Source organism: Komagataeibacter rhaeticus (genome assembly GCF_011611525.1).
GTDB classification, from domain to species: Bacteria; Pseudomonadota; Alphaproteobacteria; order Acetobacterales; family Acetobacteraceae; genus Komagataeibacter; species Komagataeibacter rhaeticus.
Map to the genome: position 1 here is coordinate 2153454 of NZ_CP050139.1, position 24356 is coordinate 2177809.

The following is a 24356-nucleotide window of genomic DNA, read 5'->3' on the forward strand; positions in this document are numbered from 1 at the left end:
GGTCTGACATTGGCATGGATGCGCGGGCCTGATCCTCTATATTCCCTGTATGTCTGACAGAACGACACTTGCCGGGGCGGTCCTGTCCATTGTGGTGCGCGACGGACGCATGCTGCTGGTGCGCAGGCGCAATCCGCCCGATCAGGGGCTGTGGGGCTTTCCTGGCGGCCGCATCGAACATGGTGAAAGCTATCTGGCCGCGGCCGCGCGCGAACTGCGGGAGGAAACCGGCTTTGAAACCCACGCCGAAGGCACGCTGACCGCCTTTGACCTGATTGACCGCGATGGGCATGGACAGATCCGCTTCCACTACCTGATTGTCGCGGTGAAATGCCACGATAACGGCTGGACCGCCATACGGGCAGGCGATGATGCCTGCGATGTGGGCTGGTTTGACATGGCCCAGGTCCATGCCAGTCCGGCGGCCTTCAGCCCCGGCCTGCCCGAACTGGGGGCGCTGGCCCTTTCCCCGCGCGGGATTGCCCCGTGGCCCGTCGCGCAGCAGACCCGCATGCCTGAAAACACCATCACCGCACAGCGGCCCGAAAGCATCCTGTCATGACCCAGATTTCCGCCCTGATTGTCGAGGACGAGGCCACGATAGCCGAACTGGTGGCAACCATGCTGGAAACCCAGGGCATTGCCGCCACCATCAGCCCCAGCGTGGCGGATGCCATGCACCGCATCGAAACCACTGCCTACACGCTTGCGCTGGTTGACCTGACCCTGCCCGATGGGGAACCCGATGCCTTCATCCAGGCGGCGCGCGCACGGGGCAGTCAGGTCATTGCCATGAGCGGCGACCCGGACCGGCTGGCAAGTTACGCCCCCCTGCCCCTGCTGGAAAAACCCTTCCGCATGAAAGCCCTGCTGGAACAGGTGCGCCAGGCGGTGCCTGTGCCGAACTGAGAACCGTTTTCAAATAATAAAAGTTTTTGGGTGCCCCTTTTTTTCAAAAAGGGGGTCATCCTTCGAAGCTTTTTTAAAAAAGCTTCGCCAAAAACTTTCTTACGATTGCGGGGGAACCGGCAACCGAGCGATGGACTGCACGCGGGCGGCAGGCAGGTCTTCGCGCATGTGTACCCGGTAAAGGCCGACCGGTTCCGCCACCCGGCCATGGCGGCCCCGCATCACCACGCCCAGGGGCTGCACAAGGGTAAAGTCCGCCCGCTCGAATTCACGGCGCGGGTTGCACACCATCACCCCATCCCCCGCCACACCATGGGGCAGGCTGAACAGCGCCCAGCGTGGTTCCATGCCCACCACCACCCGGCCGGGCATGACACTGGCCAGTTCCGCCGCCGTGCCGTAATCACATGCGGCAATGAATTCGCCCGGTCGGGCTACGTCATTGATCCGGGCGGCCAGATCCCGCCATCCCGCCATCTGCCGCAGCGCCACATCCGTATGGGCGGATAACGGCAGCAGCGCGAACAGGGCCTGCGCATACACCATGGCCCCCATCGCCATGCCACCGCCCACGGCCCAGCGCCCCCACCGCCAGCCCAGCACCGCCGTACCCACGGCCAGCAGGGGATAGATGACCAGTGGCCAGTTGGCCTGCACCCGGTCCCCCAGCGCATGCTGCACGAACACACAGGCAGGCACGCAGGTCATGCACGCCAGCAGCATCGCACCCGGATCATGCCGGCGGGCGCGGCGCAGCAGGCATGTCATCCCCCCCGCGAAAAAAAGGGCCACACCCGGTGTCATCAACCCCAGCTGCCCCCCCAGCAGTTCCGTCAGGTACTGGAACGCGCGCGCGGGATGCCAGTCCGCTGTCCGGCCACCCTGCCGGGCAAAGCTGGCCCAGTCATGCCGTGCGTTCCACCACACCACCGGCGCCACGACCAGCGCCACCAGCCCCAGCGCGCCCGCCACGCCGGCCGCCTGCCCGCGCACCCATGCCCACCGGCCCCATAGCGCCTGCAGGCCCAGCCACAGCCCGATTCCCGCCACGGGCAGGATGGCGGTGTATTTGCTGTCAAAGGCCAGTCCCGCAGCCAGACCGGCCAGTCCCCACCACCATGTCCCTGCCCCCGCCACGATGCGCCCCATGCACCACAGCAGCATGGCCACGAAAAACAGCACCGGCATGTCCGGTGTTATGACAACTGACTGAATTGCCAGCGCCAGAGTCGCCTGCAGCAACAGGGCCGCCCGCCAGCCCCGTTCCCGTCCGCCATCGGGCACAAGGTCACGCGCCGCACGGATTATGAAAAAGGACAGGCCACACCCGGCCAGCACCCCCACCAGCCGCGCGCCAAGCGGGCTGTCACCCGCCAGCAGCAGGCCCAGCCGGAGCCACACGGCCACCATGGGCGGATGGTCCAGGTAGCTGGCAGCCGGGGCCAGGGCCCAGACACGGTAATAGGCTTCATCGGGCGAGAGTGGCAGCCACCCCGCCACAACCAGCCGCACACAGGCCAGCAGTCCAAGCGGATACAGCCACCGGCTCGGGCTGTATCCGGCACTCACACAGGCACGCCGGGGCGGTTGAGACTGGTGCGGATGGTCTGCAGCGTCTGCACGCGCACGACGTGCGGGGCTTCCGTCAACTGGCGGGTCAGCAGGTTCTCATGGGTTGCGTCGCGCGCCACCAGCCGGACCAGGAAATCGCCCCCGCCCCGGATCATGTGGCATTCACGCACCTCCGGCCAGGCCGAGACCTGGGTCTCGAAGGCGGAGAGCACGGTCTCCTTCTGGCTGTCCAGCCCGATCAGGGCAAACAGCGTGATCGACCAGCCCAGCCGCGCCCCATCCGTATCGGCGTGGTAGCCACGGATCACATGGTCTTCCTCCAGCCGGCGCATGCGGCGCAGGCAGGGCGGGGCCGAAATACCCACGCGCCGGGCCAGCTCCACGTTCGTCATGCGTCCGTCCAGCTGAAGCTCGGCCACAATCCGACGGTCAATCGCATCAAGATCAGCCATCCGTTCCGCCATACGTGTTCCATCTCTCGATAAAGGCGCGAAACGGGTCTTTCCGCGCCACAATAATCCAGCCCTACCTACTCCAACCCTTGCACGGACGCCAGTGGACGACCATACCAAAGGAAATTCCGACCATAGGGTTTTTAGGATCTCATGCCCCAGACCTGTTCTACCGACCTGCTTGTCATCGGTGCCGGCCCCGCAGGCTACACCGCCGCCATCTATGCCGCGCGCGCCAACCTCTCGCCCGTGCTCGTGGCCGGACTCCAGCCCGGCGGCCAGCTCATGATCACGACCGATGTCGAGAACTACCCCGGCTTTGGCAAGGGCATCCAGGGGCCGGACCTGATGATGCAGATGGCCGAACAGGCGGGCAATGTCGGCACGCGGCTGATGGATGACATAATCGTGTCCTGTGATTTCAGCCGCAGGGACGGCACGGGCCGCTTTTACGCCACCGGCGATTCCGGCATGCTGTACGAAGCTCGCAGCGTGGTGATCGCCACCGGCGCGCAGGCAAAATGGCTGGGCGTTCCGGGGGAGAAGGAATTCCAGGGTTCCGGCGTTTCGGCCTGCGCCACATGCGATGGCTTTTTCTATCGTGGCAAGCATGTCGCCGTGATTGGCGGCGGCAACACGGCGGTGGAGGAAGCGCTCTACCTGACCCATCACGCCAGCCACGTCACCCTGATCCACCGCCGTGACAGCCTGCGGGCGGAAAAGATCCTGCAGGACCGGCTGCACGCCAATCCCAAGGTTTCCGTCATATGGAACAGCGCGGTAGAGCGCATAACGGGCAGTGGCACGCCCCCGGTCGTAACCGGGCTGGAACTGCGCGACACGAAAACGGGCGCAACCCGTGATATCGCCGTGGATGGCGTGTTCGTTGCCATCGGACATGCCCCCACCACCACAATTTTCCGTGATGTGGTGGAGATCGATACAGACGGTTACATCATTACGGCACCGGGTAGCACGCGCACCTCGGTGCCAGGCGTCTTTGCCGCAGGAGACGTGCAGGACAAGATATTCCGCCAGGCGGTAACCGCGGCCGGGACGGGCTGCATGGCGGCGCTGGAGGCCGAGCGTTTTCTTGCCGCAACGCCGTAATGGACCAGTAAGAGTCCTTGACCTGCACCGTTATTTCCTTCACCACAACGAATAGTGTCATAACATCTGGCGCGCCCTTATTTAGATAGCAAAGCGGAGTCAACGCGTGGACTGGGATAAACTCCGGATATTTCATGCTGTAGCCGAGGCTGGGTCCTTCACCCATGCCGGCGACGTGCTTAACCTGAGCCAGTCTGCGGTATCGCGGCAGATTTCAGCCCTGGAAGAGGCACTGCAGGTTCCCCTCTTCCACCGGCATGCCCGGGGGCTGATCCTGACCGAACAGGGGGAGACACTGAACCAGACGGTTCGGGAAGTCTTCTCCAAGCTGGCCATGACCCAGTTCCCTGCTGACGGAAAGCAAGGAAAAGGCGGCCGGACGGCTACGGGTTACCACAACAACCGGCTTTGGCACCTGCTGGCTCACGCCACGGCTGCACCGGTTCATGGAAACCAATCCAGACATTTCGATCACCCTGATCCTGGAAGATAACGACCTGGATCTGGGCATGCGGGAGGCGGACGTGGCCGTGCGCATGCATCCGCCCCGCCAGCCGGACCTGATCCAGCGCCATCTGGCCGATTTCCCGCTGCCGATCTATGCCTCACAGTCGTATCTGAATGATTACGGCACCCCCCGCACGCTTGAGGAACTGAACGCCCACAAGCTGGTGCTGTTCGGCGGCTATCACCCGCCGGTGCCGCATATCAACTGGCTGGCGGAAACCGGCGTGCCGTCGGATGAGCGGCGTCAGGCGCGGCTGGAAGTCAACAGCCTGGCGGCCATGGCGGGGGCAATCGCGGCCGGGATCGGGATCGGGTCGATTCCGCTTTACGCGGCGTCACATTATCCCAACCTGGTCAAGATCCTGCCCGAAGTGCCGCTGCCCACGGTGGATGCCTATTTCGTCTATCCCGAAGAACTGCGCACGTCCAAGCGCGTGGCTGTCTTCCGCGACTTCCTGCTAGCGGAAATCAACGCCCGCCACTAGGCCCCGCCCGGCCCGCCCCGCGTCCGGTTCCGGCCGTGGCGGCCGGCGCGGCCCATATCCTGGCCCTGATTGAACCGGGATAATGCATGGCGGGCCATGCGTGGCAGGCGGATGGTTATTCCTTCGTGCCATGGGCGCGATTGACGCGCTCACGCAGTTCCTTGCCTGCCTTGAAGAACGGTACGACCTTTTCATCAACCGAGACGGTCTCCCCCGTGCGGGGGTTGCGCCCGGTGCGCGCATCGCGCTTCTTGACGGTAAACGCGCCAAAGCCCCGCAGTTCCACCCGGTCCCCCCGCATCAGGGCATTGCTGACTTCAGCAAAAATGACCTGGACAATACGTTCCACTTCCCGGACCGGAAGATGGGGACGGGCAGCGGCAAGTTCAGCAATCAGTTCCGACCTGGTCATCCTGTTCCCCTGTTTAAACAAGAAATTAAAGTTTCCAGATCGCAACGGCTCCGTCAAGCGCACTGCTTTCCTTCAGCACGAATTCCGCACCCGGCACAACAGAGAGAATGCCCGAGAGCAGACGCTGCCACCGGGTACGCGTGGCGGCGGGACCGATATCGGTCACCTTCGCATCATCGGGCAGAATCGTCTTCTTGACCAACCATTTACGCGCGTCGTCCATATTGCCGATCTCATCCACCAGGCCAAGCGGCAGGGCCTGCTGGCCGGTAAAGGGACGGCCATCGGCCAACTCCCGCACGCGCCCGGCGGGCATGTGGCGGTCCTGTGCAACGACAGTGACGAAAAAATCGTACAGATCGGACACAACCCCCTGCAGCATCGCGCGCCCTTCGGGGGATAGGGGCTTCACGACGGAAGGCTGTCCCTTCATCGGGCCGGAGACAAGCTGGTCCACCCGCACCCCCACCCGGTCCAGCAGGGGGGAGACATCGGGCGATTCCAGAATCACCCCGATGGAGCCGGTCAGGGTCGAGCGATTGGCAAAGATGCGGCTGGCCGGCGTTGACACCATGTACCCCGCCGAGGCCGCGACACTGCCCATGGACACGACCACCGGCTTGCGCCGCGCAAAGGCGGCAACGGCATCATGCAGCACCTCGCCCCCCGTTACGGCGCCGCCGGGGCTGTTCACTTCCAGCAGCAGCCCCCGGACCGCCGCGTCATCGCGCGCCCGGTTCAGGGCCTCGACATTCTCGTGCTCATCGGCGCCAATGACCCCCTGCACCTTCAGATGCACCAGATGCGGCGCCTGATGGCCCGTCCACCCCCCCGGACGCACGCCCGAAGGCCACGATGCAGGCAAGGACAAAAAAAGCCACGGCCCCACCCCGCCATAACAGCAGGCGGCGGTGGAGCGACGTGGCGCGCAGGCATATGTCTGGGTCAGTATCCATGGGGGTGCAATATCATGGATACCGTAAACACCGAAGGCAGGATTCAGGGCATGCGGGCCATCAGGCCTTGCGGCGGCGGCCCGGCCGGGCGGGCGCATCCCCCCCGCTGGCGGTCATGCCGGCAGACGCGGCGGTGATCTTGCGGCCCAGCCCGATCTCACGCGCAAGGCTGGAGCGGCGTTCGGCGTAATTGGGGGCGACCATGGGATATTCCGCGGGCAGGCCCCAGCGCTCACGGTACTGTTCCGGCGTCATGCCATAGGCGCTCTGCAGGTGGCGCTTGAGCATCTTGAGCTTTTTGCCATCTTCCAGGCAGACAATGTAGTCAGGAAACACCGAACGCTTGATGGGCACGGCAGGCTGGAGCTTCTCGGGTTCCTCGACCGGACGGCTGACATTGGCCAGCGCCTGGTACACCTGCCGTATCAGGTCAGGCAGCACATCCGCCGCGACACTGTTGTTGGAAACATGCGCCGACACGATCTGTGTCGTGAGTTCCAGACATGAAAAATCCTGCTCGGTATCAGACATAACGTATTCCGTGTCTCCATATCAACCAATAGCCGTGATATATTCACGAACCATCAAGGCAGGTTCATATACCAGCACATCAATATTTACAACATCAATCGCGGAACATTTTCCTATTGGCGCGATACAATATTTAACTATTTCTTTTCGCAGAATAGTATTAAATAATACCCGTTAGTCAAAATGTATTGTTTTGTATGAAATTGATACAAAACTTCTTAATTCCGCCACACATCCCCTGACCCGGCTCAGGAATCCAGCCCGATGCGGGCAAAGCAGGCGGCGTCCACCTCGCGCTCCGGCGGGGGCGGGGTTTTCTGGCCGCGCAGCAGGCCGCCCAGGTTTTCCATGTCAAAATCCGGATCACAGACGGCACAGATCAGGCGCAGGCGCATCTCCTCCATCCCGTCCCTGATGCTGTAGATGACCTGTCGGGCCTCCTTGCGTGTTACAACAATTTCCGCACGCCGGAGTTCCGCAAGCTGCTGACTCAATGTGGGCTGGCCTATTCCGGTGCGGGCCTCGATCTCACCCACGCTCTTTTCACCATCAAGCAGGCAGGCCAGCACCATCAGGCGCTGCGGCTGTGCCAGCAGGCGCAGCCGCTGCACAAGGCCTTCCGCGTTTTCACGCGTTCTGGGCAGGTTGGGCATTGACTCAATTCCCCTCAAACATATCGCCCCATCGTACCATAACGCCCTGCCAACCACCATTGATGGCCGACAGCACACGCATCACGATGCAGGGGCTTGCCAAAATATATACATAATATAATAAATAATTAAATAATCATATGCCATACCCATATCGGGAACCACGCCATGACACGCCCCCTGCCCGCCACCCCAATGCCGCCCCGGCGCGCCCGGTGCCGGCGTGCCTGACCTGATCCAGGGGCTGCTGGGCCTGTGCAGCGGGGGCGTGATCGGCTTCACGCTGGGGCTGGTGGGCGGCGGCGGGTCCATCCTGGCGGTGCCGCTGCTGCTGTATGTGGTGGGCATGCCCGACCCGCACCGGGCCATCGGCACCAGCGCGCTGGCCGTGACCATCAATGCCCTGTCCAACCTGGCCCAGCACGCGCGCACGGGCAACGTGCGGTGGAAATGCGCCACCGTGTTTGCCGGCGCGGGCGTGATCGGCGCGCTGGGGGGCGCCAGTTGCGGCAAGATCATCAACGGGCAGCGGCTCCTGTTCCTGTTTGCCCTGGTCATGCTGGGGGTGGGGGCGCTCATGCTGCGTGGCTGCCGCATGCCGGCGCAGGCGGCGGCCAGACCGGAACGCGACAGCCCGCTGCCGGTGCTGGGCTACGGCATCGCGACCGGATTCTGTTCCGGGTTCTTCGGCATTGGCGGCGGCTTCCTGATCGTGCCGGCCCTACTGGCGGCCACCGGCATGCCCATGCTCAATGCCATCGGCACCTCGCTCGTGGCCGTATGCGCCTTCGGGCTGACAACCTCGGCCAGCTACGCCATGGCGGGCATGGTGGACCTGCCCATGGTGGGCATCCTGGTGGCGGGCGGCGTGGCGGGGGGCATGGGGGGCACCCTGCTGGCGCGCCGGCTGGGCAGCCGGCCGCAGCACCTGCGCCTGATCTTTGCGTGCCTGATCTTCCTTGTGGCATTGTACATGATGTGGCGCAGCGCCCGCGCGCTGGGCCTTGCCTGATCCCCGCCCGTTGCCCCGCGCCCATGACCGGACCTCCGCCGCCATGCAGCAGACCACCGTAACGCTTGCCCACCCGCTTGATTTCGCGACATGGCGCGCCATGACCCGCGCGCTTGTGGCTCGGCATGTCCCGCCCGCCGCCATTACCTGGCAGGTCGCCCCTGACGGGACGCAGACATCCCCGCCACCGGCCCCATCGGACGCGCCGGGCTTTTCCATCCCGCGGGAGACCATGCGCCTGGCGGCCGCCACGATCCAGTCCACGCTGGCCGACCGCTTTGCGCTGGCCTATGGCCTGATCTACGCCCATGCCACCGCCACCACGCCCGACCCTGCGGACCTTGAACGTATCGAGGCGGCGGCGGCAGCGGTGCGCGCGGAAACCGAAGAACTGCGCCGCAACCTGCTGGCCCTGATGCAGCCGGGCGCGACACGCGAGGCAACCTTCCCCGCCCGGACCCATGCGCCCGAAAGCAATGCGCGCTTCATCACCCTCCAGCTCTCGCTGGCGCCCTGGCGGCTTTCCCTGCCGGGGCGCATGCTGCACTGGACGGGCGAGACGCTGCTGTATGGTCCGGCCGACCCCCTGCGCCCGCTGGCGCTGAACACCCTGCCCCCGCCCGCCCTGCCGCTGGTGACGGATCTGGACATCGGCCAGATCACCAGCCTGCGCGCGGCCTATCTGGCCGCCCGGACCTGCCTGATCTGCCCCATGGCCCGCCATGCGACCCAGACGGTGTTTGGCGAGGGCGAACCCACCGCGCGCATGATGTTCGTGGGCGAACAGCCCGGTGACCGCGAGGACCAGGCCGGCCGCCCCTTTGTCGGCCCGGCGGGGCAGCTGTTCGACCGCGCGCTGGCGGAAGCCGGCATCGACCGCGCGGATGCGTATGTGACCAATACCGTCAAGCACTTCAAGTTCATCCGCCGCGGCACCCGCCGCATCCATGAAAAGGCGGGACGGGAGGAGATAGCGGCCTGCGCGCCATGGCTTGCGGCCGAGCGGCGCATCATCCGCCCCCGCGTGCTGGTCATGCTGGGCGCCACGGCGGCATCCGCCCTGCTGGGCCGCAGCGTTACAATTGGCCACGAGCGTTCCCGCCCCATCCCGATGGAGGACGGCAGCACGGGGGTCGTGACCGTTCACCCTTCCTACCTGCTGCGCCTGCCCGACGCGGATGCGCGGACGCGCGAATATGACCGCTTCGTAGCCGACCTGCGGCTGGCGGCGTCGCACCTGCCCCCGGCCACCCCCTGACCCGCCACGAGGAAAGCCGATGCCAGATATGCATGCGTGGCACCATTACGTGATGGCAAGATGCGTTATGGATAACGCGCCCCTTGTCGCCGGAAGCCGCATATCGTGCCTGCTGACCTGAATCTTCTGCCCTCCTTCCTGACCCGCCTGTTCAGTGGAAAGCATTTTCCCACCATCCGCGCGCCCGGCTACGCGCGGATGAGCGGGCTGAAATGGCTTTACGCCCCCACGCCTGAAGCCCTGGCCTTTGCCGTGCGGACCACGGTTGCGGCACTGATGGCGCTGACCATCGCCATGTGGATGGAACTGGACGACCCGCCATGGGCGGCCATGACCGTGTGGATCGTGGCACAGGGTTCACGCGGGGAAAGCCTGTCCAAGGCGCGGTGGCGGCTGGTGGGCACGGCGGTGGGGGCGATCAGCGCCGTCATCCTGGTCTGCTCCTTCCCGCAGGCGCCGTGGCTGTTCTTCCCGGCCATCAGCCTGTGGATCGGGCTGTGCTGCATGTGCGCAACCCTGGTGCGCAACTTCCGGTCCTATGCGCTGGTGCTGTCGGGCTATACCTGCGCCATCATCGCGCTGGCCGCCACGCGCGACCCGGACAACATCTTCATGATCACCATGTCGCGCACGACCTATATCGTGCTGGGCATCACCTGCGAGACGCTGGTGGCGGTGCTGTTCGCGCATAATCTGGCCGCAAGCGCCCGGCGCAACATGCGCCAGAAGATCCAGATGGCCCTGAGCAGCGCCACCGACGCCGTGGCCAACCTGCTGGCGGGGGATGAAGCGGCCTTCATCCGCTCGCGCGCGCTGTTCGGCACGATCCTGACCATCAATGACCAGATCGAGTTCAGTGAAGTCGAGATGGGTCCCCACGGGCATGAGGGCGACCACGCGCGCGCAGCCCTTGCGGCCGTGTCCGTCCTGCTGTCACGCGGGCTGGGCATGATGGCGCGCATCAAGGCGCTGGAAACCAGCAACGAACAGTTTACCGAGACCTCGCTGCTGACCCGCACCTTCCTGCTGGGCGTGTCCACCCGGCTGGAGAACGATGCCGAGATCCCGCATATCCAGCAGGACCTGCAGGACCTGCGCGGCGTGTGCCGCCAGCGTATCATCGACGCGCTGACGCAGGAAATCAGCAGTGGCGCCACCACGGAAACGGCCGAGGTGGACGACCTGCTCAACTGCCGCATCCTGCATAACGCGCTGGATGAACTGCTGGGCGAACTGGAACAGGCGATCCAGGAATTCGACGCCAGCCAGCACGAGATCCGGGGCGACCACTTCCATTTCCGCATCGAGGCGCATCGTGACTTCAAGGAAGCGGCCTATAACGGCATCCGCGCCGCCGTGGCCATCGGCACCTCGGCCCTGATATGGGAGGTCACGGCCTGGGCCAACGGCATCGGCTTCATCACCATGGTCGCGGTCACATGCGGGCTGTTCGCCACGCGTGAGAATCCGGTGGTGGGCACCATGAGCTTCCTGCGCGGGGCATGCTGGTCGGTACTGGTGTCGGGCTTCCTGGTACTGCTGTTCCTGCCGCGACCGGCGGAATTTGAAATGCTTGCAGCCGTCCTTGCCCTGCCCATGATCGCGGGCGGCCTTGCCGCGCGCAATCCGGCAACGGCGGGGGCGGCGGCGTCCTATTCCCTGTTCCTGCCCAATCTGGTGGGGCCGGGCAACCAGAGCCGCCTGAACGAGATCGCGTATTTCAACGCCTCTTTCGCGCTCCTGTGCAGCATCGGCTTCGCGGTGCTGATCTTCCGCGCGGTGCTGCCGTTTGACAATGACGAGGAACGCTGGCGCATGCGCAACCGCACGCTGCATGACCTGCGCCACCTGGCTTCCGCCCAGCCCATGCCGCGTACCCAGTCGTGGATCGGGCGCAATACCGACCGTTTCTCGCGCCTGATCCGCCATGCCGGCCCCACGCCCACGCCCACCATCGAGGCCTATCTGCAGGGCACGCTTTCGGCCATGACCATCGGGCTGAACATCATCCGCCTGCGCGTGGTGCTGGAACGCGGGCAGCTACCCCCCGCCGCCCACCGCGCCATCGAGCTGTTCCTGACCCGCATGTCGCAGTTCAGCGGCCGCTACGGCCGCTTTGGCCGCACGGCGCGGGTGGCGCGCGGGGCCACCCGCAGCCTGCGCAGGCTGGAAGCGGCGGAAGCCAACATCACCTCGCGCATCGAGATGACGCGCGCCATTGCCTATCTGCTGGTCATTTCCTATGAACTGGGGGCCAACGCAGCCTTCCTTGATGCCTCCCAGCCCTATCGTGCAAGCGACGTGTCATGAACGTGGCCTGACACGCGGCGGACCCGGAAACGGAGCCAGACATGACCCCTTCCCCCCTTCCCGCCGATGCCGCCCTGCGCGGCCATGTCATTACCTTTTGCGGCAATCCTTTCCTCATGCCGCCCGATGCGGCGCTGGTTGATGAACCAGATGGTCTGGTCATCATAAAGGCGGGGCGCATCACCCATGTCGGCCCGTATGACCGGACGGTGGCCCACCTGCCACCGGATCTGGCGGTGACGGATTACCGGGGGTGCCTGATCTCGGCAGGGTTTGTGGATACCCATGTCCATTACCCGCAGCTGCCCATGATCGCAGCTTACGGCGAACAGCTGCTGGAATGGCTGGAACGCTACACCTTCCCTACCGAACGCCGCTTTGCCGATGAAGCCTATGCCGCCACCATCGCCCGGCAGTTCCTGTCCACGCTGCTGCGCTGCGGCACCACTACGGCTGCGGTGTACTGCACCGTCCACCCGCAATCGGTCGATGCGTTCTTCAGCGAATCCACCCGCCTTGGCACGCTGATGGTTGCGGGCAAGGTGCTGATGGACCGCAACGCCCCCGATTACCTGCGCGACACGGCCCAGCAGGGTTACGATGAGTCGCTGGCGCTGATCGAACGCTGGCATGGAAAAAACCGCCAGCATTACGCCGTCACCCCACGCTTCGCCCCCACCAGCACCCCCGCGCAGCTTGAAGCGGCGGGCAGCCTGCTGGCGCGTGACGCGACGCTGTTCATGCAGACCCATCTGGCCGAAAACCGGGCGGAAGTGGCCTGGGTGGCCGAACTGTTCCCCGACAGCCGCTCCTATCTGGATGTCTATGACCGCGCGGGACTGGTGCGCCCGCGCAGCGTGATGGGACACGCCATCCATATTGATGAACACGACATGCGGCGCTGCCACGCCACCGGCTGCGCGCTGGCGCACTGCCCCACCTCGAACCTGTTCCTGGGCAGTGGCGCGTTCCGGCTGTTCGACGCCCTGGCCCCCGCGCGGCCGGTGCGCACGGGCCTGGGCACGGATGTGGGGGCCGGCACCAGCCTGTCGCACCTGCAGTCCATGAACGAAGCCTACAAGATCGCACAGATGACCGGCCACACGCTGCACCCCGTACAGGCCTTCTGGCTGGCCACGGCAGGCGGCGCGCACGCCCTGCACTTGGACGGACAGATCGGCACGGTGGCCCCCGGCATGGATGCGGACCTGTGCATCCTGGACCCCGCGGCCACGCCCCTGCAGGCGCTGCGTACGCAGATGTGCGACAGCACGGCGGACCTGATGTTCACACTCATGATGCTGGGCGATGACCGCAGCATCCGCGCCACCTATGTGGGCGGGCGCCTGGCACATGACCGCGACAGGGCCGGGGTGTAAGGGTAAGGCGGAAACCATACGCCATGCCGTGACCACCCGGACAATCATGTCCAGCGCATGATTGCGACGGCAGGCTAATGACCTGAATTGGGGAAATACACACGCGATGCAGTGGCGGAGAGGGTGGGATTCGAACCCACGGTACGCTTGCACGCACAACGGTTTTCGAGACCGCCCCGTTCGACCGCTCCGGCACCTCTCCATCTGCACGCGGTGATGCAGCGGCTTATAGGGGCGTGCGCGGGCGGGCGCAAGGGGTCTTTTTGCCGCTGGCCGCACCCCATAAAAAACATTGACCTGCGCCCCCCCAGCCAGTAAAAGCCCGCACTCACCCCGCGCGGACGGGGCGCCGCTGCAATTGCGGCCAATATAAAAAAGCGACTGGGCCGTGTCGCCTGCACCACCCACGGTGCCGCACACGCCAAGAGATCGGAAAGACAGATAGAGACATGTTTGCAGTTATCCGTACCGGCGGTAAGCAGTACCGCGTTGCCAAGGACGCCGTCCTGAAGATTGAAAAGCTGGAAGGCGAAGCCGGCGCCACGATCACCTTCGACCAGGTCCTGGCCGTTGGCGGCGAAGGCGGCACGACCATCGGCGCCCCCACCGTAAAGGGTGCCACCGTCACGGCCACCGTCATCGCACAGGACCGTCTGGCGAAGGTCATCATCTTCAAGAAGCGCCGCCGGCAGAACAGCCGCCGCAAGAATGGCCACCGCCAGCCGGTGACCGTGGTGCGCATCTCCGCGATCAACGCCGCCTGATCCCCGCCCGGCCACAGGCCGGGCAGGTTCGATCAGAGATTTCAGTTTTAAGGAGTTCAGGCAATGGCACAAAAAAAGGCAGGCGGTTCGTCCCGTAACGGGCGCGATAGCGCCGGGCGCCGTCTTGGCGTCAAGAAGTTTGGTGGCGAAAGCGTCATCGCAGGCAACATCATCGTCCGCCAGCGCGGCACGAAGATGAAGCCCGGTGTGAACGTTGGCGTTGGCCGCGACCACACCCTGTTTTCGCTGGTGGACGGACATGTGAAGTTCGAACGCCGTGCGGAAGGCCGGGTGCATGTATCCGTGCAGGCCCTGCCGCTGGCAGCGGAATAAGGCCCAACGCCTTCAACACTGCGGGATTACCCGATATTCAGGGGGGGCGGTCATTCTGGCCGCCCCCTTTTTCGTATGATGCCGGGGCGTATTCTCTGGTATCATGCACGCACACAGGGCGCGCTTGTGCCGCACCCCCCACCGGATCGCAGGCAATGAAGTTTCTTGACCAGGCCAAAATCTATGTAAAATCAGGCGATGGGGGTGACGGGGTCGTTGCCTTCCGGCGTGAGAAATATATCGAATTTGGCGGTCCGGACGGGGGCAATGGCGGCCGGGGCGGCGATATCGTGTTCGAGGCGGTCGATAACCTCAATACCCTGATCGATTTCCGCTATACCCAGCATTTCCGCGCGCGCAAGGGCGGCAATGGCGCGGGGTCCGACCGCACGGGGGCCGCGGCCCAGACGGTTGTGATCAAGGTGCCCATCGGCACCCAGATCTTCGATGAAGACCGCGAGACCATGCTGGGCGACCTGGACGTGGCGGGCAAGCGCCTGCTGCTGTGCCGGGGCGGTGATGGCGGGCGCGGCAACGCGCATTTCAAGACCAGCACCAACCGCGCCCCACGCCGGGCGGACAAGGGCTGGCCGGGGGAGGAACGCTGGGTCTGGCTGCGGCTGAAGCTGATTGCCGATGTCGGGCTGGTCGGCCTGCCCAACGCGGGCAAGTCCACCTTCCTGTCCACCGTATCGGCGGCACGGCCCAAGATCGCGGATTACCCGTTTACCACGCTGCACCCGCAGCTTGGCGTGGTCAGGCTGTCGGTTACGGAAGAATTCGTGATTGCCGACATTCCCGGCCTGATCGAAGGCGCGCATGAGGGCAGCGGGCTGGGCGACCGTTTTCTGGGCCATGTCGAACGCTGCGCGGTACTGCTGCACCTGATTGATGGCACGGCAGAGGTAGAGGAGGTGGTGGGCGCATGGCGCACCATCCGCCATGAACTGTCGGAATATGGCGGCGGACTGGCGGACAAGCCCGAAATCATCGTGCTGAACAAGATCGACGCCCTGCTGCCCGAGGAAATTGACGAACGCCGCACCGCCCTGGAACAGGCCAGCGGGCAGGATGTCATGACCATGTCCTCCGTCGCCCACATGAATGTGGATGCGGTCCTGCGCCGGTTGCAGGATTTCGTCACCCGCGACCGTGCCGAACGCGCGCAGGCCGCAGAGGCGGAGACCCCCGCGACATGACCGCCCCCCTGCCCCACCTGCGCACGGCCCGGCGGGTTGTCGTGAAGATTGGCAGCGCCCTGATCGTGGACCCCGAACAGGCCGCGCCCCGGCAGGCCTGGCTGGACAGCGTGGCGCAGGACATAGCCGACCTGCGCGCGCAGGGAACGGAAGTGGTTGTGGTCTCATCCGGTGCAATTGCCCTGGCCCGCCACCAGCTGGGGCTGACGCGCCGCGTGCTGCGGCTGGAGGAAAAGCAGGCCGCCGCCTCCGTCGGCCAGATCCGGCTGGCGCAGGCCTGGACCGATGCGCTGTCCGGCCTGGGCCTGACGGCGGCCCAGCTTCTGCTCACCCCCGATGATACAGAAAACCGCAACCGCTACCTCAACGCCCGCGCCTCGCTCAACACGCTGCTGGCACTGGGCTGCGTTCCCATCATCAACGAGAACGACGCCATCGCCACGACCGAGATCCGCTTTGGCGACAACGACCGCCTGGCGGCCCGGGTGGCGGAAATGATCAATGCGGACCAGCTTGTACTGCTGTCCGACATTGACGGGCTTTATACGGCCGACCCGCGCAGCAACCCCGATGCGCGGCACCTGCCGGTCGTAGCCGCCCTGACCGACAGTATCGAGGCCATGGGCGGCGCGCCGCCACCGGGCTATTCATCGGGCGGCATGCGCACGAAGCTCATGGCGGCCCGCATCGCAACCCAGGCGGGCTGCGCCATGGTGATCGCACGCGGCCAGGACCTGCACCCGCTTGGCCGCCTGCGCGATGGCGCGCGCTGCACCTGGTTCCTGCCCACGACCGATGCCCGTTCGGCACGCAAGAACTGGATCGCGGGCAGCCTGACGCCGTCAGGCCACATGGTGATTGATGACGGCGCGCTTGTGGCGCTGATGCAGGGGTCTTCCCTGCTGCCCGCGGGCGTGAGTGATGTCGCGGGGGATTTTGACCGGGGCGACCTGATTGCGGTGCTGGACCGCCACGGCCGCCGGGTGGCCTGCGGGCTGGCGGCCTATGCGGCGGAGGATGCGCGCCGGATCGCGGGGTGCCGGTCGGATGAAATCGAGTCCCGCCTGGGCTGGCAGGGCACGGATGAGGTGATTCACCGCGATGACCTGGTGCTGTTCACCCGCGCGGAATCCGCTACCGACTGAACCACTGCACTCAAGACAATAAAAGTTCCGGGGCCGCCTTTTTCCAAAAAGGCGGCGTCCTTCCACGCTTTACGAAACCAGCTTTTCACGCATCCGGGCGGGGCGGCCAGCGCAGGGTCGGTTCCGCCCGCTGCCCGCGTTCAGGCGGCCAGACGGACGCGCGCAACGGGCGGTGACCCGTGGGTTCGGGGGCCGCGCGCGACGGGCCACGGCTCCATTCCGACAGGCTGGGGGCTTCGTCTTCCCGCCCGGGGCGCGGCGCGGGGGCGGCAGCCGGGCGGATACTGGCGCGCGGCGGCCATTCATCGCCATCCTCACGCACCCGCACGGGGGGCGGGTCGGGCTGCCGGGGCGGTGCCACGGGGGCGGACTGCGGCGCGCGGGTGGCGCGGCGTTCATAGGCGGGAATGTCATGCCCGTCCGCATCGGGATCGGGCACGGGACGCGCGGCCGGGCGGGATGCGGGTTCCGGCTCCCACACGGGCGCGGGTTCGGGCGGCCGGGCGGCGGGGGCCGGGTCGGGATTGGCGGATGGCGTATTCAGCCCCATCGCCATGACCCGCAGTTCGGCCTGCAGGTCATCAAGCTGGATGGCAAGACTGTCCAGCCGCCCCTTCACGCCAAAGACCGCAAAGGGCACGAACAGCCAGACCAGCGCGAACAGGATGCCCCCCACCAGCAGCACGGCCTGTGCCCATGGCGGCATCCATTGCGGAAAAAGGGACGACAGCATGTACCTATGCACCCTGAACTGAAGTTACCCGGCGGCACGGGCCGCTGCCACCCGCGCCATCAGGGCATGACAGGGCCGTACCGTTACATGCCCAGCGCGCGGCGATAGATGTCAAGCAGGGTTTCCTGCTCTTCCACTTCCGCGGGTTCCTGCTTGCGCAGGCGGATGATCTGGCGGATCACCTTGACATCGAAACCGGCGGACTTCGCCTCGGTGAAAATATCCTTGATGTCGCCAGCCAGCGCCTTGCGTTCTTCCTCAAGGCGTTCAACGCGCTCGATAATGCTGCGCAGGCGATCGGCTGCGATACCACCGACAGCGGCAGACGTATCGTCCGCCCCGAAATTGTCAGCATTCATGGCAGATGTCTCCAGATATCGTGATTGTCCCGTTAGGCGCCCATCAGCAACATGAAGGGAATGTCACTAGGCGATGGGGTGGAACGGCGGGATTATCGCGCCGCCGCCCGATGGTCAATGCCAACTTGACAGGCCGGAGAGCCGGGCCGTAATCGAAGCGGCAGCCGGTATGCAGCTTTTGCGGCATGCCCCATCCCCATGCGTGCCACCGGCAGTCATGGCACACCGATACAGGCAGGAGGCCACCTTCCATGGCACATCTTCCCCCCGTTGAGACCTTTGACTACATCGTTTTCGGCGGAACAGGTGACCTGACCATGCGCAAGCTGCTGCCTGCGCTCTACCACCGTTACCGTGACGGCCAGATCCCCGATGATTCCCGCATCATCGGCACGGCGCGCTCCGCCCTTTCACGCGCTGACTACCAGCAGCGCGCCACGGCGGCCCTGCATGAACATGTCAAGCCCGAGGCGCTGGATGACGCAACCGTCGCCCGCTTCGTGAACATGGTCCATTACGTCAGCCTGAACGGGGCGGAGGCGGACAGCGACTGGCCCACGCTCCAGACCCTGCTGGGCAGCGTGCCGCCGGGGCGCATCCGGGTCTACTACCTGGCCACCTCCCCTGCCCTGTATGGCCAGATCTGCGAGAACCTGAGCCGCGAGGACCTGATCACGCCCCAGTCGCGCGTGGTGCTGGAAAAGCCGATCGGCACCGACCTTGCCAGCGCGGAAGCGATCAATGACAGCGTGGGCCGCCACTTCCCCGAAAACCAGATCTTCCGCATCGACCACTATCTGGGCAAGGAGACGGTGCAGAACCTGATCGCCCTGCGCTTCGCCAACCCGGTGTTCGAGCGGCTGTGGTCGTGCGATGCGATCGATTACGTACAGATCACGGCGGCCGAGACCGTGGGCGTGGAAAACCGCGGCCCCTATTACGACCGCTCCGGCGCGCTGCGCGACATGATCCAGAACCACCTGCTGCAGGTGCTCTGCCTTGTGGCCATGGACCCGCCCGTATCACTGGCGGCCGACAGCGTGCGTAATGAAAAGCTGAAGGTGCTGCACGCCCTCAAGCCGATCGAGGCGGATGACGTGGCCATCTATACCGCGCGCGGGCAGTACATGCGCGGCACCATTGGCGGGCGCACGGTCGGCAGCTACCTGGAGGACCTGGGCGAAGGTGTGACCAGCGAGACGGAAACCTTTGTCGCGCTGAAGGCCGAGATCCTGACATGGCGGTGGGGCACGGTGCCGTTCTACCTGCGTTCGGGCAAGCGCATGGCCGAGAAGTCAAGCGAGATCGTGATCCAGTTCCGTGGCGCGCCGTGGTCGATCTTCGCCAACCGGCCCGACGCCAACCGCCTGATCATCCGCATCCAGCCCGATGAGGGGATGATGCTCTCGGTCTCGACCAAGGACCCCACGCCAACCGACAGCCTGGCCCTGCGCAAGGCCGACATCAACATCGAGTTCGAAAAAGCGTTCAACATCCGCTACCCCGATGCCTACGAACGGCTGCTGCTGGACGTGGTGCGTGGTGACCCGATCCTGTTCATCCGCCGTGACGAGGTAGCCGCCGCGTGGCGCTGGATCGACCCGATCCTGCAGGGCTGGAAGGAAAACAAGGCCCCGCTGGAACCCTATGCCGCCGGCACATGGGGGCCGGAGGGGGCGCGCAACCTGCTCTCCCAGTCCGGGCACCTGTGGCATGAGGACATGAAGAACTAGCCCCATGGCCACATCATCCCCCACCCCGCCACCGCGCCTGACCCGCAGGCGCGGGCCGGTCACGCTGCGCCAGCGCATCGTGCGCCGGGTGCTCATGATCGTGCCGATGGCGGCCCTTGTTTTCGTGGTCGGCCGCATGGGCTGGCTGGACCAGGCGGCGGACAGGCTCACCTTCTCACGCACAAGCTGGTTCGATAACACCGCCCTGGTCGAACATTACCGCACCCTTGTCACCCATAACGGCATGACGGCCGTACCGGGCAACTGCCTGCTGTTCGTGCTCAACGGCAACGACCCGCCCGACGCCACGCATATCGACGTGATGGAAAAGCATTCCGGCACCTGCCCCGGTGACCGCAACACCCTGCCCAAGCTGTTCACGCTCCAGATCGACCGGATTGACCAGAAGGCGCAGACGGACTGGCAGAGCCCGGGCGTGTTCCACCCCCTGCCCCGCTAGCCTTGCCGCGCGCCCGCAGCGCGGCGCGCAGCGCGCCAGCGCCATAATGGATGGCCTCCCGCCCGGCGGGCAGGACGGAATAGAAATTCAGGAACCCGTGCACGGTGCCCCGCCATGTGCGGGTCCGGGCCGGGCTGCCGGCCTGCTGCATGGCGGCGGCATAACCCGTGCCCTCGTCATGCAGCGGATCACACTGCGCAAGCCCGATGACCGCAGGCGCCAACCCCGCGAGCGAGGGGGCGCAGATGGGCGCAAGCCTTGGATCGGACAGGTCGGCGGGTGTGCGGATATACTGCTCCGCATACCATTCCATAAGCCGGGTCGAAAGCACGTAGCCATGGGCATAGGCCGCCCGCGAAGGCACGTCACGCTCCCCATAGAGGGAGGGATAATAAAGCAGCTGCATGGCCAGTTCCGGCCCGCCCCGGTCGCGCGCCATCTGCGCCAGCACGGCGGCCAGCGTGCCGCCCGCGCTGTCGCCCGCCACCGCAATCGGCCCGCCCCAGCGATGGGCCTCCCCCGCCAGCCACCGCAGGGCGGCCCAGCAGTCCTCCACCGCGACGGGAAAACGGTTTTCAGGCGCCAGGCTGTAGGCAATGGACAGCACCGCGGCACCCGACTGCCGCGCCAGCCTGCAGCATATGCCGTGATGCGAGTTCAGCCCGCAATGCACGTACCCGCCCCCGTGCATGAACAGCACCACCCCATGCACCCGGCCATAGGGCACGTATAACCGCGCGGGCAGCAGGCCCGCATGGCCCGGCACACGGCAGTCGATCACACGACGGACCTGCAGGGCCGACAGCCCCATGGGAAAACATGGGCGGTCAAGCTTGCGGCGCATATCCTCCAGCGTATGCGGGGTTTCGTCATGGCGACGCGACGCCGCCCATTTCATGCCACCCAGCAGCAGGCGGGTCAGCAGGCCGGGGCGTGAGGGGGGCGTGGGCTGGGGCATGGGCACTCCGGCAGGAAAAAAAGGGGCGCGCGGGCATGACCAGAACGCCGCCGTATCATTTATCGCTTGACGCTGCGCGCATGCACCGCCAGTTTCCGCATGCCAGACGGTCGGGCGGTCGCTGTCGGGTGGTTTGCGCCACGCGATGGAGGAAAGTCCGGGCTCCACGGAAAAACGGTGCCGGCTAACGGCCGGCGGGGGCGACCCCAGGGACAGTGCCACAGAAAACAGACCGCCCCCACGGCGGTGCCCGCAGCAATGCGGGTGGCGTTGGGGGCAAGGGTGAAACGGTGCGGTAAGAGCGCACCGCATGCATGGTAACATGGATGGCAGGGCAAACCCCACCGGGAGCAAGACCGAATAGGAACGGCGGATGGGCCGCAGGGTGCCATCAGGGGTTTTCCGCCCCGTCGTTCGGGTTGGTCGCGCAAGGTGTGCCGCAAGGCCCATCTCAGAGGAATGATCGCCCCGCCTTAGGGCGGACAGAACCCGGCTTACAGACCGTCTGGCATTTTTTCCTGTTTCCATCGCATCGGCCCGCCACAGGGCTACTCTACCCAGAGTTGTTTACAAGTATTAACAATAAAGAACAAACCATAAACACGGCACATTGCTGCCATATTGCATGCCAATTGGGCTCTTTACCTGCCATGCGGCGTGTCTGTGCTGAAATAGCAGTAGTTTTCAGCCATCTTTCCTACATCTTTAATTGACCGCCCATGAAATCCCATGTTATCCCATGCGCATGCCGGATAAGGATGGCTGCGGCCCACGGGCGGTCCTCGCAGGCACGCAATCCACGGCTCCTGAAATTCATGCCAAGGGAGGGCATCGCGCAGCGTGAGTGTATTCCTGGGCACACACCTCAACCGGCTGGATGCAAAAGGACGGGTTTCCATCCCCTCCGCATTCCGCACGGCGCTGCGTGCCAGGGCCAAATCGGGCGAACCGCTGGCCATCCTGCGTCCGTCCCATCTGCATCCCTGCCTTGAGGCATGGCCCGCCGATGCCTTTGCCGCACTGACCCGCCCGCTGGATGAAATGGACATTTTTTCCGAAGACCATGACGACCTCGCCACCGCGCTCTACGCCGATGCCTACCCGTTCGAGGCGGACAGGGAAGGCCGCATCCTGCTGCCCGAATCCCTGCGCGGCCATGCCGGCCTGACCGATCAGGTCACGTTCATGGGGCTGGGCCGTACGTTCCAGATCTGGAACCCGCAGGCGGCGGAGGAACGCCGCACCGCCGCCCGCGCCCGCGCCCGCACCCTGACGGCGGGCCGCGGCGCCGTACGGACGGATACGCCATCATGAATGCGGCCTTCCCCCCCCATGACCCCGGACATGTGCCCGTGATGCTGGCCGAGGTAATGGACTACCTTGCCCCGCGCGACGGTGGCCGGTACGTCGATGGCACGTTTGGCGGCGGCGGCTATGCGCGCGCCATCCTGGCGTCATGCGCCTGCCAGCTCTGGGGGATCGACCGCGACCCCGCCGCCATCGCCCGCGGGCAGGCGCTCGCCCACACCTGTACGGCCCCCGATGGCACGCCCCGGCTGCACCTGCTCCATGGCGGCTTTGCCGGCATGGCGGCCCTGCTGGCGGAAGCGGGCGTGGCGCGGGTGGACGGGATCGTACTGGACCTGGGGGTATCGTCCTACCAGATCGATCAGGCGGAGCGCGGCTTCTCCTTCCGCATGGACGGGCCGCTGGACATGCGCATGGGGGATACCGGCCCCACGGCGGCCGATGTGGTCAACACCCTGCCCGAGGACGAACTGGCGGACATCATCTACCATTATGGGGAGGAACGGCTCTCGCGCCGGGTCGCGCGTGCCATCGTGGCCGCCCGCGCCGAAGCCCCGCTGCTGCGCACCACGCAGCTGGCCGATGTCGTGCGCTCGGTCGTCCGGCCCGACCGTTCGGGCATCGACCCGGCCACACGCACGTTCCAGGGCCTGCGCATTCACGTCAATGACGAACTGGGCCAGATCCGGCGCGTGCTGGAAGAGGCCCCGCGCCTGCTGGCCCCGGGCGGGCGGCTGGTCGTCGTGTCATTCCATTCGCTGGAGGACAGGCTGGTCAAGCAGGCCATGGCGCTTGCCGCGGGCCGCACCCCCGCCCCCTCCCGCCATGACCCCCGCGCCATGACACAGCGCGCGGGGCCAACAGGCTTCAGGCTCCTGACCGGACGCCCCATCCGGCCCGGAGAAGAAGAAACCCGCCGTAATCCGCGTGCACGCAGCGCAAGACTGCGCGCGCTGGAATGCATTGCCCCCCTCCCCCTGCCAGAATCGGACCCTGCCGGATGAGTCGGTTAGTCACCCTCTTCTTTGCCATGGTGGCAGCGGTGTCTGGCCTGTTTCTGTATGACAAGAAGCAGCAGACCACCGCGCTTGACCACCAGATTGCCCAGATCGTGGAACAGACGGAACATACCCGTTCCCAGACGGCCATGCTGCGCGCCGAATGGGCGATGCTGAACCAGCCCGACCGCCTGGGCACGCTTGCCAGCCGTTACGACAGGGGACTGCAGCCGGTCACGCCCGCCCAGTTCGTGCAGATGTCCGCCCTGACCGATCACCTGCCCGCCGTGGGCAGCCCGTCCGTCCGGCCCGTCCCCGCGCCGCGCGCCACCATGGTGGCGACGCTGGCGGCTGACCATGTACAGGAAACGCCGCACGAGACCGCCGTGGCGCTGCCCGTACATGCGCCCCCCGCCGTGCCCCCGGCCCCGGCGCCCGTCCAGGTGGCCCGCGCGCCGGTCCCCGCTCCTGCCCCCCGCCATGCCGAACCGCAGCCCGTGGCGCATGACGCGCTGGCCCGCGCGCTGGCGCAGAACGACATCCGCCCCGCCCCGCGCGTGGTGGAACACCCCCGCCCGCCCGAGCGCGTGGCGGCGGTGGACACGCCCCACGCCCCCGGCCTGCGTGACAGTCTTGTCCCCACCCCGCATGTGACCACCGCCAGCTACCATCCGCGTGCCGCGAACATAGCGGATGCGGCGTGGCACCCGGCGGCCCCGCGCCTGATGGGTGGCAGTTCGCTGGGCACGCCGCATGTGACCGCCCTGCCGCCCCCGGTGCCCGTCAGCAACTGATACCCACCCCTCGACCGGCTTGTCGG

General features: G+C 65.8%; 25 protein-coding genes, 1 tRNA gene, 1 other RNA gene and 1 pseudogene. 18 read left to right on the forward strand and 10 right to left on the reverse strand.

The features are described from left to right. The first annotated feature begins 49 nt into the window (after positions 1-49). Positions 50-562: an NUDIX hydrolase gene (locus GWK63_RS09780; RefSeq protein WP_007400211.1), complete on the forward strand. Its 513-nt coding sequence runs from the start codon at positions 50-52 to the stop codon at positions 560-562. After that, positions 559-909 carry a response regulator gene (locus GWK63_RS09785; RefSeq protein ID WP_034930807.1) on the forward strand — a complete coding sequence of 117 codons (351 nt, stop codon included), beginning with the start codon at positions 559-561 and terminating at the stop codon, positions 907-909. Before GWK63_RS09780 ends, GWK63_RS09785 begins: the two co-directional genes overlap by 4 nt. A gap of 99 nt (positions 910-1008) precedes the next feature. Here GWK63_RS09785 and GWK63_RS09790 read toward each other — a convergent pair whose 3' ends face one another. Together GWK63_RS09790 and GWK63_RS09795 are read right to left on the reverse strand one after the other, a co-directional pair. Next, a complete protein-coding gene (locus GWK63_RS09790; protein WP_007400209.1) occupies positions 1009-2478 on the reverse strand; it encodes an ArnT family glycosyltransferase in 1470 nt (489 codons plus the stop codon). Next, entirely contained in the window at positions 2475-2945 is a 471-nt protein-coding gene (locus tag GWK63_RS09795; protein ID WP_007400208.1) for an Lrp/AsnC family transcriptional regulator, read from the reverse strand. Before GWK63_RS09795 ends, GWK63_RS09790 begins: the two co-directional genes overlap by 4 nt. A 141-nt stretch (positions 2946-3086) precedes the next feature. Between GWK63_RS09795 and trxB the strand changes: the two genes are divergently transcribed. Further along, positions 3087-4043, forward strand: a complete 957-nt coding sequence (trxB, locus tag GWK63_RS09800; protein ID WP_007400207.1) for a thioredoxin-disulfide reductase — start codon at positions 3087-3089, stop codon at positions 4041-4043. A gap of 106 nt (positions 4044-4149) precedes the next feature. Then, positions 4150-5035: pseudogene (locus tag GWK63_RS09805) on the forward strand (LysR family transcriptional regulator). A gap of 115 nt (positions 5036-5150) precedes the next feature. Here GWK63_RS09805 and GWK63_RS09810 read toward each other — a convergent pair. From GWK63_RS09810 to GWK63_RS09825, 4 genes are all read right to left on the reverse strand, one after another. Continuing rightward, positions 5151-5447: an integration host factor subunit beta gene (locus GWK63_RS09810; RefSeq protein ID WP_034930799.1), complete on the reverse strand. Its 297-nt coding sequence runs from the start codon at positions 5445-5447 to the stop codon at positions 5151-5153. Between the two features lie 25 nt (positions 5448-5472). Next, a complete protein-coding gene (sppA, locus tag GWK63_RS09815; RefSeq protein WP_223846512.1) occupies positions 5473-6312 on the reverse strand; it encodes a signal peptide peptidase SppA in 840 nt (279 codons plus the stop codon). A 151-nt stretch (positions 6313-6463) separates the two neighbouring features. Continuing rightward, positions 6464-6934: a MucR family transcriptional regulator gene (locus GWK63_RS09820; RefSeq protein ID WP_007400203.1), complete on the reverse strand. Its 471-nt coding sequence runs from the start codon at positions 6932-6934 to the stop codon at positions 6464-6466. Positions 6935-7182: 248 nt separating this feature from the next. Next, positions 7183-7587 (reverse strand): ArsR/SmtB family transcription factor, encoded by a 405-nt coding sequence (locus tag GWK63_RS09825; RefSeq protein ID WP_007400202.1) that lies wholly within the window; start codon positions 7585-7587, stop codon positions 7183-7185. Positions 7588-7810: 223 nt separating this feature from the next. On the opposite strand from GWK63_RS09825, the gene GWK63_RS09830 reads away from it, so the two are divergent. From GWK63_RS09830 to guaD, 4 genes are all read left to right on the forward strand, one after another. After that, on the forward strand, positions 7811-8599 hold the full coding sequence (locus GWK63_RS09830; RefSeq protein WP_007400201.1) for a sulfite exporter TauE/SafE family protein: 789 nt from the start codon (positions 7811-7813) through the stop codon (positions 8597-8599). Positions 8600-8642: 43 nt separating this feature from the next. After that, positions 8643-9857 (forward strand): UdgX family uracil-DNA binding protein, encoded by a 1215-nt coding sequence (locus tag GWK63_RS09835; RefSeq protein WP_039999990.1) that lies wholly within the window; start codon positions 8643-8645, stop codon positions 9855-9857. 105 nt (positions 9858-9962) lie between these two features. After that, positions 9963-12167 carry an FUSC family protein gene (locus GWK63_RS09840; protein ID WP_007400199.1) on the forward strand — a complete coding sequence of 735 codons (2205 nt, stop codon included), beginning with the start codon at positions 9963-9965 and terminating at the stop codon, positions 12165-12167. A 41-nt stretch (positions 12168-12208) separates the two neighbouring features. After that, a complete protein-coding gene (gene guaD, locus GWK63_RS09845; RefSeq protein ID WP_007400198.1) occupies positions 12209-13546 on the forward strand; it encodes a guanine deaminase in 1338 nt (445 codons plus the stop codon). Positions 13547-13658: 112 nt separating this feature from the next. On the opposite strand, the gene GWK63_RS09850 is transcribed toward guaD, so the two are convergent. Further along, positions 13659-13748: transfer RNA gene (locus GWK63_RS09850), tRNA-Ser, on the reverse strand. A gap of 247 nt (positions 13749-13995) precedes the next feature. On the opposite strand from GWK63_RS09850, the gene rplU reads away from it, so the two are divergent. The 4 genes from rplU to proB all read left to right on the forward strand — a co-directional run bounded on the left by rplU (position 13996) and on the right by proB (position 16987). Further along, a complete protein-coding gene (gene rplU, locus GWK63_RS09855; protein WP_007400197.1) occupies positions 13996-14310 on the forward strand; it encodes a 50S ribosomal protein L21 in 315 nt (104 codons plus the stop codon). A 63-nt stretch (positions 14311-14373) separates the two neighbouring features. Beyond that, entirely contained in the window at positions 14374-14643 is a 270-nt protein-coding gene (gene rpmA / locus GWK63_RS09860) for a 50S ribosomal protein L27 (RefSeq protein ID WP_007400196.1), read from the forward strand. 155 nt (positions 14644-14798) lie between these two features. Then, the gene (obgE, locus tag GWK63_RS09865; protein ID WP_007400195.1) at positions 14799-15842 is read left to right on the forward strand and encodes a GTPase ObgE; all 1044 of its coding nucleotides are present in this window, start codon (positions 14799-14801) and stop codon (positions 15840-15842) included. Beyond that, positions 15839-16987, forward strand: a complete 1149-nt coding sequence (gene proB / locus GWK63_RS09870; protein ID WP_007400194.1) for a glutamate 5-kinase — start codon at positions 15839-15841, stop codon at positions 16985-16987. Before obgE ends, proB begins: the two co-directional genes overlap by 4 nt. 85 nt (positions 16988-17072) lie before the next feature. Here proB and GWK63_RS09875 read toward each other — a convergent pair whose 3' ends face one another. Together GWK63_RS09875 and GWK63_RS09880 are read right to left on the reverse strand one after the other, a co-directional pair. Beyond that, the gene (locus tag GWK63_RS09875) at positions 17073-17720 is read right to left on the reverse strand and encodes a hypothetical protein (RefSeq protein WP_039999960.1); all 648 of its coding nucleotides are present in this window, start codon (positions 17718-17720) and stop codon (positions 17073-17075) included. 83 nt (positions 17721-17803) lie between these two features. Then, positions 17804-18079: a DUF2312 domain-containing protein gene (locus tag GWK63_RS09880; RefSeq protein ID WP_007400192.1), complete on the reverse strand. Its 276-nt coding sequence runs from the start codon at positions 18077-18079 to the stop codon at positions 17804-17806. Between the two features lie 251 nt (positions 18080-18330). Between GWK63_RS09880 and zwf the strand changes: the two genes are divergently transcribed. Both zwf and GWK63_RS09890 read left to right on the forward strand, forming a co-directional pair. Beyond that, complete coding sequence (zwf, locus tag GWK63_RS09885; protein WP_007400190.1) at positions 18331-19812, forward strand: glucose-6-phosphate dehydrogenase; 1482 nt, start codon at positions 18331-18333, stop codon at positions 19810-19812. 4 nt (positions 19813-19816) lie between these two features. Then, the gene (locus GWK63_RS09890) at positions 19817-20272 is read left to right on the forward strand and encodes a hypothetical protein (RefSeq protein ID WP_039999958.1); all 456 of its coding nucleotides are present in this window, start codon (positions 19817-19819) and stop codon (positions 20270-20272) included. On the opposite strand, the gene GWK63_RS09895 is transcribed toward GWK63_RS09890, so the two are convergent. Continuing rightward, positions 20190-21230, reverse strand: a complete 1041-nt coding sequence (locus tag GWK63_RS09895; protein ID WP_034930826.1) for an alpha/beta hydrolase — start codon at positions 21228-21230, stop codon at positions 20190-20192. The genes GWK63_RS09890 and GWK63_RS09895 overlap by 83 nt on opposite strands. Before the next feature lie 102 nt (positions 21231-21332). On the opposite strand from GWK63_RS09895, the gene rnpB reads away from it, so the two are divergent. The 4 genes from rnpB to ftsL all read left to right on the forward strand — a co-directional run bounded on the left by rnpB (position 21333) and on the right by ftsL (position 24330). After that, positions 21333-21743, forward strand: an RNA gene (gene rnpB / locus GWK63_RS09900) — RNase P RNA component class A. Between the two features lie 327 nt (positions 21744-22070). Continuing rightward, positions 22071-22544, forward strand: coding sequence for a division/cell wall cluster transcriptional repressor MraZ (gene mraZ, locus GWK63_RS09905; RefSeq protein ID WP_007400187.1), 474 nt, complete (start codon positions 22071-22073; stop codon positions 22542-22544). Continuing rightward, complete coding sequence (gene rsmH / locus GWK63_RS09910) at positions 22541-23542, forward strand: 16S rRNA (cytosine(1402)-N(4))-methyltransferase RsmH (protein ID WP_039999956.1); 1002 nt, start codon at positions 22541-22543, stop codon at positions 23540-23542. The genes mraZ and rsmH overlap by 4 nt, the downstream gene beginning before the upstream one ends. Then, positions 23539-24330 carry a cell division protein FtsL gene (gene ftsL / locus GWK63_RS09915; protein ID WP_039999955.1) on the forward strand — a complete coding sequence of 264 codons (792 nt, stop codon included), beginning with the start codon at positions 23539-23541 and terminating at the stop codon, positions 24328-24330. Before rsmH ends, ftsL begins: the two co-directional genes overlap by 4 nt. Positions 24331-24356: the final 26 nt, after the last annotated feature.